The organism is Massilia sp. P2_C2 (assembly GCF_056404615.1).
The window spans coordinates 1-14,349 of the sequence record NZ_JBFUDR010000153.1; the positions used below are offsets into that span (position 1 = coordinate 1).

The window sequence follows — 14,349 nt, forward strand, 5'->3', positions numbered from 1 at the left end:
GCCGCTACCTGATCAACTATTCGGGATGGCAGAGGTTGCTGGACGCGCGCCGCCTGACGACTCCGGCTGACTGGCTGCGCGCTGCGGTCCAGCTCGGTTAGCGGGTTGGTGCTCGTTTACCGAATCAACGCGAACACAGCCAAAAAAAACCGCGGTCGCAACCGCGGTTTTTCATAGCTGGAGCCAGACGCGGATCAGGCCTTCGGTGCGCGACGGCGACGCTGTGCGCCGACGAAGCCCAGCATGCCCATGCCCAGCAGCATCATGGTGCCCGGTTCCGGCACGGCGTTCGTGAAGGTGTTCGAGCCGTCGACCTTGAACACGATGTCGCTGTTGCCGGCGACATAGTCCGGGAAGTCGCTGCTGCCACCGATGTGGAAGTTGTTGGTGGATGAGTTGCCAGCCGGATAGTTCAGGTTCGATTCGAAGTTCACGCCGAACAGCATTTCCGACACGCCTTGCAGGTAAGCCGGATCGATGAAGTCGCCGCCACCGACCACGCGGGCGGTGATCTTGGTCGAACCCTGGCCGGCGCCGGGGGCGGTCACGGTGAACTCCGACTGCGTGTTCTCCGGAACGATGGTCAGCAAGGCGATCAGCGTGCCGTCGTCGAAACCGGTACCGCCGGCGGTCGAGGCGTTGGCGCCGGTGTCGTAGTAGATGGCGACCTTGTTGTCACCCGGGGCGAGGCCGAACGTGGCGTGCGTGGCGGTCGTGCTCGTGACCGTTTCGTTCAGCATGGCGACGATGGTGAACTCATAGTTCTTGCCGGCGCCGGTGTCCTTGGTGCCGTTGGCGGTGGTGTCCAGGCCATTGAACAGGATGGTCGGGTTGCCGTCCACGCTGGACAGGTTCGACTGGTACAGGAACTGGAAGTTCTGGCCGACGGTCAGCGGGGTGCCGAACGGGCCCACGCCTTTGGCGACACCGCTACCGCTAGCGTTCCAGTCCAGGGTGGTGGCATCGCTCGCCAGAACGTTGGTGCCATCCTTGAGGGTGAACGCTTGTGCCGACGAGCCGGCGAATGCAAAGCCCAGGGCGGCGACGACCGGGATCAGTTTGCGGAACGAAATCTTCATGTTGGCTCCAAGAGATCTGCTGGTTGAGGTATCGGGGGGATAGCCCAGCTTTTGCTGTAAGCTCATTTCATCCATTGCAAATGACGTGCCAGTCTAAGTCACACTATTTAAAATCAAAGCGTTATAAAAAAAACATGCGAGTAATCACGGATTCTCGCTGCCGTATGTAAAAAATCCCGACACATAGTTTTACATTTGGGAAATGATTCCTGGCCGAAATTTCAGGGTTCCCGCGTCCCCGGCGGCCGGCGGACGGCTCTGCAGCGTCACCACCGTGCCGCGCAGGCCCGCGCCGCTGGCCCTGACCGTGATCGTGCCGCTGGCGCCCGCCCGGGTCCGCACGATGCCCAGCACGAGCCCGTTGAACGCCGCCCGTTCCGGCGCCTGGAACGATTCGAAGCTCGTCGCGTCGCCATTGTCGGTGGCGACGAGTTCCGCCGGTCCCTCGACGGTGAAGCGCACGCGGTCGCGCGCGCGCGGGGTCGGTACGCCTGCGTCGTCGACGATGCGCACCGTGACGAACGCCAGGTCGCGGCCGTCGGCTTTGATCGTCGTGCGGTCGGCCTGCGCCTGCAGGGCGGAAGGGGCGCCGGTCGTCCTGACCGTCTCGTGCGCCCATTCCTTGCCATTCTTGTAGGCGACGACGCGGATCTCGCCCGGTTCCCAGGTCACGAAATCCCAGCGCAGGCGGTAGGCATACGGCGCTTTCTTCTGGCGGCCCTGCGACTTGCCGTTGACGAACAGCTCGGCCTCGTCGCCCGACGTAAATACGTGCACGGGCGTGACCTGTCCCGCGCGCTCCGGCCACGTCCAGTGCGGCAGCACGTGCACCATCGGCAGGTCCGCCCGCCAGCGCGACTGGTACAGGTAATAGCGGTCCTTCGGGAAGCCGGCGAGGTCGACGATGCCGGAGTAGGAACTGCGCGCGTCGTAGTAGGGCGTCGGTTCGCCCAGGTAGTCGAAGCCGGTCCAGACGAATTCGCCGGCCGTATAGGGGTTCTGGTCCAGCGACGCGAACGCACGGTCGGCGGACGCGCCGAAGTCCGCCGCGAACAATTCGTAGGCGCTGACCTGGCGCGTGGCCGGATCGCCGCCGGCGCCGGGACGCACGGACGCGCTCAGCACGCCCGGCACGGGGAACTGGTATTCGCCGCGGCTGGACAGCGCGGAGGCGCTCTCGCTGTGCAGGATCACCTTGGCGGGATACGCGGCGCGGAACATCGGGAACTGGCCGGGCAGGGTGCGGATGCCGGTGCCCTGGTAGTTCAGCGAGATCACGTCGACGACGCCGGGCAGCGGCATGTCCGCCTTCGCGTAGTTCATCGCGCCCGTCGCGGGCCGGGTGGCGTCTTCCTCGTGCGCGATGGCCACGAGTTCGCGGCCGACGGCCGCGCCGTCTTCTCCCGTGTACTGTTCGCCCACCTCGTTCCCCACGCTCCACAGGATGATCGAGGGGTGGTTGCGGTCGCGCCGGATCATGGCGCGCAGGTCCTGCTCGTGCCAGTCGGGGAAGATCAGGTGGAAGTCGAGCGGCGTCTTTTTGCGCTGCCAGGAATCGAATACCTCGTCCATCACGAGGAAGCCCATGCGGTCCGCCAGGTCCAGCAGCTGCGGGTCGGGCGGATTGTGGCTCATGCGCAGGGCGTTGGCACCCATCGCGCGCATGATCTCCAGTTGGCGCTCGGCCGCGCGCACGTTGAACGCGGCGCCCAGCGCGCCCAGGTCGTGGTGGTTGTTCACGCCGTGCAGCGGAATGTGTTCGCCGTTGACGACGACGCCGCGGTCCGGATCGAAGCGCACGGAGCGGATGCCGAACGGCGTTTCGTAGCGGTCGACGACGCGGCCGTCCTGGCGCACCGTCGCCACGAGGGCATAACGCTGCGGCTTTTGCGTGGGCGGCGGCCCCCACAGGCGCGGCCGCGCCACGGTCGTCGCCCCCGCGACGATCACGCTGGCACCCGAGGCGACCGTGGCCGGCCCGGACTGCACCGTCGCCACCGGCTTGCCGGCGATACGGCCGCCCTCGTCGAGATCATACAGTTCCGCCGTCACCGTCGCGCTGGCGGGCACGCTGCCGTCGTTGTCGAGCGCGACCTGCCACGCCACGCGCGCGGCGGCCGGCGTCACCTCGGGCGTCGTCACCGTGACGCCCCACTGGCCCACGTGCAAGGGGGCCGTCTTCGTCAGCCAAACGTTGCGGTACAGGCCCGCGCCCGGATACCAGCGCGCCGATTCCGGCGGATTGTCGAGGCGGATCGCAAGCTGGTTGGTGCCGCCCGGCTGCACATAAGGCGTCAGGTCGACGCGGAACGAGTTGTAGCCGTACGGCCAGCCGCCTGCGAGATGGCCATTGACCCATACGCTGGCGTAAGCCATGGCGCCGTCGACGTCGAGGAAGATCTTGCGGCCGCGGTCGGCGGCGGCGATGTCCAGCTTGCGCCGGTACCACGCCGGGCCCCAGGTCTGCAGGCGGCCCATGCCGCCGTACGGACCGGTCGTGAGGAACGGGCCTTCGATCGCCCAGTCGTGCGGCAGGGTGACGGCGCGCCAGCCGCTGTCGTCGAAGGCGGCCCGGGCGAACGGTGCATCCACGGCGGGGTCCAGGGCCGGCCGGGCGTGGCGCCGTGCGGGATCGCGGATGAACGCGTTGCCGCTCGGGAGGATCCACGGCTTCAGCACGGGCATGCCCGCGCGCGCGACGCGGGCCGCTTCCTCGGGCATGGCATCGGCCACCTTGCCGTCGGCGGAGACGGTGACTTCCGGGCGTACGTCGTACAGATACGGGGTGGTTGTGCCATCCGGGTCGCCGCGCTGGAAGCGCCAGCCGTCGTCCAGCAGGATGCGCTGGCGCGGAGCGTGCGCAATCTGCCCGGCGCCGGCCGTGTCCTGCGGCACGGCGCGGGCGGTTGGCGCGCCAGGCGGGAAAGCGGCCGCCAGGCTGGCGGCCAGGGCGATGCCGAGCGTGAATGCGAGCCGGCCTGCGGCTCCGTGACGCGTGTCTTGCACGATCTCCTCCGGGGATGGCGGTTGCTTGCGGGCGGGTCCGATGTATCGATGGTAGCGCAACCATCCAGCAGTGTAGGGGCAAAGGCCCATCCGGTCAATGGATGGGGCAGGCTGGGGATCGGCCACGATCGATCAACTTGTTGATCGTTTCACCAAGGGCGGGGACATTGGAATTTTAGGCAAGAGTTTCGGAATATCACCCATGGCCCCGTACCCGGCCGGCATCTAGAATGATCCACGTTGTCACGCAAGGAGGAACGATGCCGCATCCCACGCAACCTGTCTGGTTCATCGCCGACGCCACCACGGGCCTCGCGGCCGCGCTGGCCGAGGCCGTCCTCGCGTCCGGCCAGTGCGCCGTGCTCGCGGCGCCGGTGCCGCACGCCTTGCAAACCCTCGTCGACCGTCATCCGGAACGGGCGCTGGCGCTGGCACTGGACGTCACGGACACCGCCGGCATCGATGCGGCCGTCCGTACCGCGGAAGGCCGTTTCGGTCGCATCGACGTGCTGGTGTCCTCCGCCGTGCAGCGCTATCCGGGCGCGATCGAGGAGGGCGAGGATGGCGCCATGCGCGCGTTGTTCGACGGGAACGTGTTCGGCCCCATCAACCTGGCGCGGCGGGTGTTGCCGGGCATGCGCGCGCGCCGCGCCGGCCACGTCGTGATGCTGGCGCGCGCGGCCGTGCAGGCGCCGGCGTTCGACGGTTTCGGCCACGCGGCGCGTTCGGCGCTGGAAGCGCTCGCGGAAGCGTTGTTTTACGAGGTCGAACCGCTCGGCATCGGCGTCACGCTCGTCGATCCGGGCGGTGGCGACGATGCCGGCACGCCGGCACCGCGCGCAGCAAGCATTCCCGACTACGAGAGCCTGGCCGGCCGCGCGGTCCGCAACGCCGCCGGCGGTCAGGTGGATGCCGCGCGCGCCGCCCAGGCCATCATGCAGGCCGTCGCCGCCGGGCGCGGTCCGCTGCGCCTCGTGCTGGGACGGGCGGCGCTGCAGCGCGCCTACGACCGCCTGCGCGTGCTGAAGGTGGGATTCGATGCGTGGGCGGACCTCGCCGCGTCGGCCGACGTGCCGGCACCGGGCCGGCCGGCGTTTCCGCCGCCGGCCCATGGCGGCCGCACGCGCAGGCCGGCGCGCTCGCGCGCCTGATGCCGGCGTGCAGTCGGGGCGGCGTCAGAGCCTGGGCAGGCAGATGACCACCTGCAGGCCGTGCGGTTCCGTATCGCGCAAATCCACCGTCCCGCCGTGCTGGGCCACGATGTCCCGCACGATCGCGAGTCCGAGGCCGCATCCCTCGCCCTGGTCCGTCGCCCGGACGAACCGTTCGAAGACCCGGGCGCGGTCCGCTTCCGGGATGCCAGGGCCATTGTCGGCGATGATGATGCGCACGTGCGCGCCGTCCGGCTGGATGCGGACGGTGATCTCGCCGCCGCGGCCGGTGTATTTGATGGCGTTGTCGAGTACGTTCGTCAGCGCTTCCCGCAGCAACAGGGCATGCGCCTTGATCTGCAGCGGGAGGCGCCCCTCCGGCGCGCGCCCGTCGGGAAGGGTGTCGTCGTCCATGCCCAGGTCGATCTCGGCTCGCATCGCGCGCGGCACGAATTCGGCGACGATGTCCTGGACGAAGGCGCGCACGTTCAGCGGCGCCATGTCGGACACCGCCACGGCCTCAGGGTCGGCACGCGCCAGCATCAACAGCTGGTTGATCAGGTGGGCGCCGCGGGCGGCACTCTGGTCGACCAGTTTCAGCCGGTCGATCAGCGCCGGATCGTCGGTCAGCTTGATCGCCAGCGCCGTCTGGCTTTTCAATCCCGCGAGGGGCGTGCGCAACTGGTGGGCCGCGTCGGCGATGAAGCGCTTCTGCGCGTTCACGTTCTGGCGCACCGAGGCCAGGAGTTCGTTCAATGCCCGGACCAGGGAGCGGACTTCCTGCGGCGCCGATTCGATCTGCAGCGGCGCGAGGTCGATCGGCGAGCGTCCTTCCATCTCCTTGCGCAGGCGCAGCAGCGGCGCCAGGCCGGCGCCCGTGCCGAACCAGACGATGATGGTCATCAAGGGGATCAGGGCGGACAACGGGAGCAGGGTGTCCATCAGGATCATCTTGAAGATGTCTTCGCGATGCGCCATGTTGCGCGCGACCTGGACCAGCATCCATTGCTGCTTGCCCACGTCGGCGCTGTACAGCAGGTACAGCGCGGCGATCCTGACCTTCACGTGCTGGCCGGCCCCCTGTTGCCCGCCGGTGTCGGGGGACGGGATTTCGCCGTCGTAGAAATACGGACCGTTCAGGCGCGGCAGCATGTCCCTGGGTGGCATCGGAATGCTGTTGTTGCCTAGGATGAATTCGCCGGGCGGCGTACTGACCATGTAGTACAGGCGGTCGTTGGGGTCGGTCTCGAGGACTTCCTGTGCCGCGCGGGGGAAGTCGATCAGCAGCCCGTTGCCGATCGGTTTGACGCGCCGCGCCAGGGCGCGCGTGGCCTGCGACAGCGTCGCGTCCGCGGCCTGGTTGACGTACCGGACCGCGAGGCGGTAGGTCGCGATGCCGCCGGCAAACCACAGGACCAGCTGGGGCAGCAACACCCAGATGACCAGCTGGCGGCGCAGCGAATGGTTACGGGGCGTGATGCGGAACCGGTGCAGTATGCCCCGTTCAGCCCGGTCGTCCATCGGAGCGCTCGGCGGCCAGCAGGTATCCGAGCCCGCGGACGGTGCGGATTTCGATTCCCGAACCTTCCAGCTTGCGGCGCAGACGGTGGATATGCACTTCCGCAGTGTTGCCTCCGCCGACCTCGGTCCCGTCTTCGGTCCAGGCGGCCGCGATCTGCTCCTTCGTGACGACCTTGTCTGCATGGAGCAGCAGGAGTTCGAGCAGCGTCGCTTCGCGCGGACTGAGTTCGACCGGATCGCCGTGGATCACCGCCCGCCGTGCGGCGCGGTCGAAATGGAGGCCCGCCACGCCCACGTCGCCATTCGCGGGTGCGGCCGCCCGGGAGCGCCGCAGCACGGCACGCAGGCGCGCTTCCAGTTCCGGGAAGTCGAACGGCTTGGTCATGTAGTCGTCCGCGCCGGCATTCAGCCCCGCGAGGCGGCTGTCGAGCCTGTCGAGTGCCGTGAGCACGACGACGGGAAGGTTGGGCCGGGTGGCGCGCAACTTCTTGAGCACCGTGAGTCCGTCGATCATGGGCAGGCCCAGGTCGATGATGGCGATATCGAAGTTTTGCCGGGAAAGCAGGAATTCCGCCACCGGGCCATTCGGGGCATGCTCGACGGTAAAGCCCGCGCCATTCAACTGGGCGGTCAATCCGTTGGCAAGTATAGGGTCGTCTTCGGCTAGTAAGAGCTGCATGTCGCGATATTAACGGAGATTGGTCTAACCGGAAAGCCGGCACGCACCATTTCTTGCTCACTGTACATAAGTCGGGCTAATATGTCGACCATCAGTCTTAGCCAGGGACGGCAAGGCGCAGGCGTTCCAGGAGTAGTGAGCCATGGCATTTCTCTCCATTCGAAATCCGTCCGGATGGGGCGCCTTGGCGCTCGCCACCGCATCGTTGGTTGCTACCGCGCACGCGGGCGAGCTCGAGGTGCTCCACTACTGGGACGTGGGCGATGACGCCAAGGCGGCGCAGGTGCTGAAGGCGGCAATGCAGCGCCACGGTCATACCTGGAAGGATTTCGTCCTGTCCGCCGACGGCAACGGTGTTCCGCTCACGCTGCTGCGCTCGCGTGTCCTGTCGGGCAATCCGCCGACCGCGGCCCAGATCAAGACCCCGGTCATCCAGCAATGGGCGCGCGAAGGTGTCCTCGCGAATGTCGACGACGTGGCCCGTGCCGAACACTGGGACACGGTCCTCCCGAAGGCCGTCAGCGACGCCATGAAATACAAGGGCAGCTACGTCGCCGTTCCCGCCAACGTCCACCGCATCAACTGGCTCTGGATTAACATGGGCGTGCTCAGGAAGGTCAACGCGCGGGTGCCGACGACCTGGGATGAATTCTTTACGACGGCCGAGGCGATGAAACGGGCCGGTTACGTGGCCGTCGCGCACGGCGGCCAGCCGTGGCAGGATTTCGTCCTGTTCGAAATCGTTGCGCTCGGCGTGGGCGGCGTCGACTTCTATCGCAAGGCGTTCGTGACGCTGGATCCCGCTGTCCTCGCGGGGCCGGTCATGGAGCAGGTCCTCCAGACCTTCCGACGCATCAAGACCTATGCCGGCCCGACAGCGATGGGCCGCGACTGGATACTGGCATCCTCGATGGTGGTGAAAGGGCAGGCGGGGATGCAGTTCATGGGCGACTGGGCCAAGCCCGTGTTCCTGGCGGCGCAAAGGGACGCCGGCCTGGAGTTTTCCTGCGTGCCCGCGCCCGGTGCGACGAAGGCGTTTTCCTTCGCCGTCGACTCGTTCGCGCTGTTCAAGGTCAACAGCGCGGCCAAGGTCAAGGCGCAGAAGGACTTTGCGGCGGAGCTGCTGTCGCCGGCCGTGCAGGAAGAATTCAACCTGGACAAGGGTTCGATTCCGGTCCGCCTGGGCGTGGACCTCGCGCGCTTCGACCGCTGCGGCAGGCAATCGGGCGCCGCTTTCGATGCCGCCGCGCGCGCGGGCATGTTGGTGCCCAGCGTGTCGATGTCCCTGCCGCCCGCCATCGAGGACGCGATGCGGGAAGCCGTCAGCGCCTATTGGCACGACGACCGCATCCCTGCACAGGCGACGATGCAGCGCCTTGTCGCTGCCGTGCGCGGCGCCGGGACGCCACCCCGCACGCACTGAACTCAATTGCGACGGGGCGCACCGAGCGTTCTTTTCGTTAATCTACATTAACACTTCGCAATCCCACCGGCGTTCGTTGCCGGTTGGGCCGCGCGTCCGCGTGTCGTGGTTCCTTTGCGGCACTTAGCCAGCAGGGGCGAGGAATTCCGCATTCTTTACTGCGATGTGTCGCATCGCTACGACATTGCTTGTCTTTTAGTCTTCGTAAACACTGACCAAAACTCACGAATTTATTGACTTTCGTCAATGGCCGAACCTACACTAAATTAATGCAAAATTAATTCAGAGTGGGTGAAATTGTTAAGGTTGACGCTTTATCACGCACGGTCGTGCGAAGCGTCGCGGCGCCACGCTGGATTGAAATCGCAGCTTGCCATGCTGAACGGGAAGCGCCTCAGAGCGCAGCCGTGCAGCGAGCCCCATCGGCAAGGATCAAGCAGGAGGGAGAGTCCATGCGATCGATGCGAACGCACGCGTATCGCAGACTTATCAATCAAGGAGACGACATGACAAAGTTTAACAAGACCGCAATCGCCATCGGCGTTGCTCAATTCATGCTGATGGCCAGCGGCACGGCATTTGCGCAAACCACCCCCGCCACCGATAACGAAGGGACGACCGTGGTCGTCGTGGGCCAGCGCGCTTCGCTGGAAAACGCCCAGAAGATCAAGCAGAACGCAGACGAGGTCGTCGATTCGATCGTCGCCGACGACATGGGCAAGCTGCCGGACCGTTCGGTCACCGAGGTGCTGCAGCGCGTGGTTGGCGTGACCATCGACCGCACCATGGCCAAGGGTGACCCGGAGCACTATTCGGTCGAAGGGTCGGGTGTGATGGTCCGCGGCCTGAGTTATGTGCGTTCCGAACTCAATGGCCGCGATTCGTTCTCCGCGAACGGCGGCCGTTCCCTGAACTTCGAAGACGTGCCGCCCGAGCTGATGGCCGGCATCGACGTCTACAAGAACCCGTCGGCGGAACAGATCGAGGGCGGCATCTCGGGCCTGATCAATTTGCGCACGGCGATGCCGTTCGATTTCAAGGGCCGCAAGCTGTCCATCTCGGCGCAGGACACCTATTCCACGCTGAAGAAGGGCAAACCGCAGCCGTCGTACTCGATGATGTTCTCCGATCGCTGGAAGACCGGCATCGGCGAATTCGGCGCCCTGTTCGACCTGGCGACGTCGCAAAGCGGTACCCGCACCGACGCCTTCCAGGTCTCGCCGTATTATCCGCGCACCGACGTCGTCCCCGGCCAGACCGCCTGGGTACCGAATTCGGCCAGCTACCGTTCGCTCGAATTCGACCGCAAACGCGACGGCGCGTACGCTGCGTTCCAGTGGAAACCAAACAGCTCGATCCAGACCTCGCTGAGCTACTTCAAGTCGCGCTACAAGATGAAGTGGGACGAGCAGGCGATCTTCAGCTCGTCCAGCGCGTACACCCTCCAGGTGGCGAACCCCGTCTTCGACTCGAAGGGCGCGATGGTCAGTGGCGTGCTCACCGACGACGCCGACGGCGGCGTCAACTTCAACGACGACACCCGTACCTCGACCCGCAAGTCTAACACAACCGACATTTCGTGGAACCTGCGCTGGCGCCTGAACAGCCAGTGGAGCGTCACGACCGACCTGCAGAAGATCCGCGCCGACACCGGCAGCTTCGACTCGACGGTTGCCACCGGCCTGCAGATTCCGAAGCTGAACATGAACATGTCGACGACGCCGGTCACCCTGACGTTCGACGATGCCGACCGCGCGTTCATGGCCAATCCGAACAATTACTACTGGGGCTTCACGATGGAGCACCGGGATGCGAGCGTCGCCAACGAGAAGGCCTGGAGGGCCGACGCCAAGTATGAGTTCGACCATCCGATCCTGCGCGACGTGCGCTTCGGCGTGCGCCTGAACGACCGCGACGCGACGACGATCAATTCCGTCCCGGGTTATAACTGGGCGGCGATCACGCAGCCGTGGCAGGTTGGTCCGGTCGGTTCGTGGCAGCCGCTGAGCCACCTGGCTTACCTGGGCGATCCGCGCTTCTCCGGCGGCATGCACCTGAACACGTTCCCCAACTTCTTCAATGGAAAGACGTCGGTGCCGGCCGTTGTGTTCCCGAACGTCTCGCTGGCCGATGGCTATCCGGGTACCTATGCCCAGCTGCACCAGTACTACAACGTGCTGTGCGCGGAACGCAGCGGCGGTACGCTGGACAGCTGCGGCAAGTGGAATCCCGCCACGTTTGGCACCGATCCGTCGGGCACCAACGACCAGCACGAGCGTACCAAGGCGTTCTACACCCAGTTGCGTTTCGGCTTCGACGACCTGAAGTATCCGGTCGACGGCAATCTCGGCGTGCGCTACGTGAAGACCAGTATGGTCGCCCACGGTTACACGGTGTTCAGCTTCACCGCGCCGAGCATCCCGGCCGGCGCCACGGTGACCGGCGTGCCGATCCCGAACATCCCGAACTTCCAGCAGAAGCAGGACTTCGACAATTCGTACAGCAATGTGCTGCCGACGCTGAACCTGCGCATGAAGGCATCGGACAAGCTGCAATTCCGCTTCGCCTACGGCAAGGCGATGGCGCGTCCGGACTTCTCGCAGCTGCAGGCTTATACGAGCCTGTCAGAAGGGACGACCACGAGCACCAACACCACGACCAACGTGGTCAACGTCAGCAACGTCAACCTCACCGGCACGGGCAGCGGCAATCCGATGCTGCGTCCGACCATGGCCAAGCAGGCCGACCTGACGGCGGAGTGGTACTTCGCGCCTACGGGCTCGTTGACCGCGGCCGTGTTCCACAAGAAGCTCAGCGACGTCATCATCAACCAGAGCTATGCCTTCCCGCTGCCGGACGTGACCGGCACGATGCATGACTTCGTCACGACGGGCCCGGTGAACGGTGCGAACGGTACGGCCAAGGGCATCGAACTGGCTTACCAGCAGTACTTCGACAAGCTGCCGGGCTGGATGTCGGGCTTCGGCGTGCAGGCGAACTACACGTACGTGGACAGCCACCTGAGCCTGTACCACCCGGTGTACCAGGCGTACTGCTCGGGCGGCAGCGGCGCCGACAACCTGAACCTGAACCTGAACGGTTGCGACGTCGACGGCAAGACCTTCGGCAACCTGCCCCTGAACGGTCTGTCGAAGAATTCGTACAACCTGGCCCTGCTGTACGACCGTGGCCCGATCTCGGCACGGGTGGCCTACAGCTGGCGTTCGAAGTCGCTGCAGGCGGTCAATGCCAACGGCACGAACGGTGGCGACGGCACGGATACCAATCCGGACAGCGCGACGTTCGGCCAGCACAATGTGCAGTATGCGCTGCCGACGTGGTCGGATTCGTACGGCCAGGTGGATGCCTCGTTCTTCTACAAGTTCACCGAGAACCTGTCGTTCGGTCTTGAAGCACAGAACCTGAACAACGCCATGTACAAGCAGTTGATGCAGCAGGGCATTGGCATGAAGGTCCGCGGCGCTTATGTGACCGGCCCGCGCTACACCGCGCAGATGCGTTACTCGTTCTAAGGAAGATGGGCCTCTCGTGGCCGGCAACACGGACCGCGAGAGGCACAGCACAGGATCCATCGCTGCCTCGTCAACGGGCAGCGACAAAAGATTATCTCCTCTGCTTATCTACCAGCAGCCTGGGGCAGCTTCGGTTGCCCCTTTTTTATTCCCGGGAGGATGGCACCCATGCGCAAACTGCTTCTTTCACTACTCCTCGTCATCGCCGCCGGCGCACAGGCACAGACCGAGGTCGTCACGCTGTGGCCGGAAGGGGTGCCGAACGCGCGGGCGAATCCGGGGCCGGAGCGCCATAACGGCGAGCTCATCAGTAATGTCTCGGCGCCGACGCTGACCGTGTTTCCCGCCGCCGTCGATCGTGCCGGCCACACCGCCGTCATCATCTGCCCCGGCGGCGGTTACGAATTCCTGTCGTCCGTCCGCGAAGGGCAGCAGTATGCGCAGTGGCTGTCGACCCTCGGCGTCACCGCGTTCGTGCTCAAGTCACGCCTCGGCGACTACGGCCATCCGGCGCCGCTGCAGGACGTGCTGCGCGCGATCCGCACCGTGCGTTCGCAGGCCACCAAATACGATGTCGCGCCTGACCGCATCGGCGTCATGGGCAGCTCGGCCGGCGGCCACCTGGCGGCCAGCGCGGCCACCCTGTACGACCTGCCTGCCGGCCGCACGGGCGCGCCGCTCGATGCCGTCAGCGCGCGTCCCGACTTCGCGATCCTGGCCTACCCSGTGATCACGATGGAGCCGCCGGYYGCGCACATGGGCTCGCGCCACTTCCTGCTGGGCGACCATCCGTCGCCCGAACTCGTCCAGCTGATGTCGGTCGAGAAACAGGTGAATGCCAACACGCCGCCCACGTTCCTGTTCCATTCCCAGGACGATGGCGCCGTGCCGATCGAGAACAGCATCCTGTTCTTCCAGGCGCTGACCCGGGCGCACGTGCCGGCGGAGATGGCGTTCTTCGAACGCGGTGGCCATGGCATGGCAATGAATACCGGCCTCGGCAATGCCTCGAACTGGCCCAAGCGTGTCGAGGAATGGCTGCGTTACCGCAAGCTGATCGTGCAGTAATCGTCGTTTCCTCACTCTCTTCGATCGCAAATGTCATTGACAGTTGTAAACACTAGGGTTTAGACTGCGTTCATCTAAATTAATTCATTAAGAATACTTCGTTAATAAGGTCTTCGGTCGCACGTCAAGTGGTGAGGCAAAGACAGGGTCATCTGGCAGGGCCTTTTGTGCTCACATGGCGGTTTCAGTACCGATCTGGAGACTGGACGCACAGGTCACCGGTAGCACACAGATTATCTCCTCTGCTTAACAAGCAGATTTGGGGCAGCTTCGGTTGCCCCTTTTTTTATCTTTCCGGGCCGGCAGTGTGTCTCCCATCACTAAAAGGATGACAATCATGCGAAAACTGTTTCTTTCACTGCTGTTCGTCATCGCCGCCGGCGCACAGGCACAGACCGAGGTCGTCACCCTGTGGCCGGAAGGGGTGCCGAACGCGCGGGCGAATCCGGGGCCGGAGCGCCATAACGGCGAGCTCATCAGTAATGTCTCGGAGCCGACGCTGACCGTGTTTCCCGCCGCCGTCGACCGCGCTGCCCACACCGCCGTCATCATCTGCCCGGGCGGCGGTTACGAATTCCTGTCGTCCGTCCGCGAAGGGCAGCAGTACGCGCAGTGGCTGTCGAATCTCGGCGTCACCGCGTTCGTGCTCAAGAATCGCCTGGGCGACTACGGCCATCCGGCGCCGCTGCAGGACGTGCTGCGCGCGATCCGCACCGTGCGCGCGCAGGCGGCGAAATACGGCGTCGCCCCCGACCGCATCGGCGTCATGGGCAGCTCGGCCGGCGGCCACCTGGCGGCCAGCGCGGCCACCCTGTACGACCTGCCTGCCGGCCGCACGGGCGCGCCGCTCGATGCCGTCAGCGCGCGTCCCGACTTCGCGATCCTGGCC

9 protein-coding genes are annotated in these 14,349 nt (G+C 65.5%); 5 read left to right on the forward strand and 4 right to left on the reverse strand.

Annotation, left to right across the window (positions count from 1 at the left end):
* Positions 1-194 precede the first annotated feature (194 nt).
* Both pepA and galB read right to left on the reverse strand, forming a co-directional pair.
* Positions 195-1,079, reverse strand: coding sequence for a flocculation-associated PEP-CTERM protein PepA (pepA, locus tag AC1DYX_RS17815; protein WP_477261173.1), 885 nt, complete (start codon positions 1,077-1,079; stop codon positions 195-197).
* Between the two features lie 189 nt (positions 1,080-1,268).
* Positions 1,269-4,085 (reverse strand): beta-galactosidase GalB, encoded by a 2,817-nt coding sequence (gene galB / locus AC1DYX_RS17820; protein WP_477261175.1) that lies wholly within the window; start codon positions 4,083-4,085, stop codon positions 1,269-1,271.
* 260 nt (positions 4,086-4,345) lie between these two features.
* Here galB and AC1DYX_RS17825 point away from each other — a divergent pair, with 260 nt between their 5' ends.
* Entirely contained in the window at positions 4,346-5,236 is an 891-nt protein-coding gene (locus AC1DYX_RS17825) for an SDR family NAD(P)-dependent oxidoreductase (RefSeq protein ID WP_477261177.1), read from the forward strand.
* Positions 5,237-5,260: 24 nt separating this feature from the next.
* Here AC1DYX_RS17825 and AC1DYX_RS17830 read toward each other — a convergent pair whose 3' ends face one another.
* Both AC1DYX_RS17830 and AC1DYX_RS17835 read right to left on the reverse strand, forming a co-directional pair.
* On the reverse strand, positions 5,261-6,757 hold the full coding sequence (locus tag AC1DYX_RS17830; protein WP_477261179.1) for a sensor histidine kinase: 1,497 nt from the start codon (positions 6,755-6,757) through the stop codon (positions 5,261-5,263).
* Complete coding sequence (locus AC1DYX_RS17835) at positions 6,741-7,436, reverse strand: response regulator transcription factor (protein ID WP_477261181.1); 696 nt, start codon at positions 7,434-7,436, stop codon at positions 6,741-6,743. The genes AC1DYX_RS17830 and AC1DYX_RS17835 overlap by 17 nt, the downstream gene beginning before the upstream one ends.
* Before the next feature lie 142 nt (positions 7,437-7,578).
* Here AC1DYX_RS17835 and AC1DYX_RS17840 point away from each other — a divergent pair, with 142 nt between their 5' ends.
* From AC1DYX_RS17840 to AC1DYX_RS17855, 4 genes are all read left to right on the forward strand, one after another.
* Positions 7,579-8,859, forward strand: coding sequence for an ABC transporter substrate-binding protein (locus AC1DYX_RS17840; RefSeq protein WP_477261183.1), 1,281 nt, complete (start codon positions 7,579-7,581; stop codon positions 8,857-8,859).
* 506 nt (positions 8,860-9,365) lie between these two features.
* The gene (locus AC1DYX_RS17845; protein ID WP_477261185.1) at positions 9,366-12,392 is read left to right on the forward strand and encodes a TonB-dependent receptor; all 3,027 of its coding nucleotides are present in this window, start codon (positions 9,366-9,368) and stop codon (positions 12,390-12,392) included.
* A gap of 168 nt (positions 12,393-12,560) precedes the next feature.
* Positions 12,561-13,460, forward strand: a complete 900-nt coding sequence (locus AC1DYX_RS17850) for an alpha/beta hydrolase (protein ID WP_477261187.1) — start codon at positions 12,561-12,563, stop codon at positions 13,458-13,460.
* Positions 13,461-13,797: 337 nt separating this feature from the next.
* Positions 13,798-14,349 (forward strand): alpha/beta hydrolase (locus tag AC1DYX_RS17855; protein WP_477261189.1); only part of this gene is annotated, 552 nt, incomplete at its 3' end.

Coding starts and splice junctions, on each gene's coding strand:
- pepA (WP_477261173.1), bottom strand. CDS start 1,079: ATGAAGATTTCGTTCCGCAAACTGATCCCGGTCGTCGCCGCCCTGGGC.
- AC1DYX_RS17825 (WP_477261177.1), top strand. CDS start 4,346: ATGCCGCATCCCACGCAACCTGTCTGGTTCATCGCCGACGCCACCACG.
- AC1DYX_RS17830 (WP_477261179.1), bottom strand. CDS start 6,757: ATGGACGACCGGGCTGAACGGGGCATACTGCACCGGTTCCGCATCACG.
- AC1DYX_RS17835 (WP_477261181.1), bottom strand. CDS start 7,436: ATGCAGCTCTTACTAGCCGAAGACGACCCTATACTTGCCAACGGATTG.
- AC1DYX_RS17840 (WP_477261183.1), top strand. CDS start 7,579: ATGGCATTTCTCTCCATTCGAAATCCGTCCGGATGGGGCGCCTTGGCG.
- AC1DYX_RS17845 (WP_477261185.1), top strand. CDS start 9,366: ATGACAAAGTTTAACAAGACCGCAATCGCCATCGGCGTTGCTCAATTC.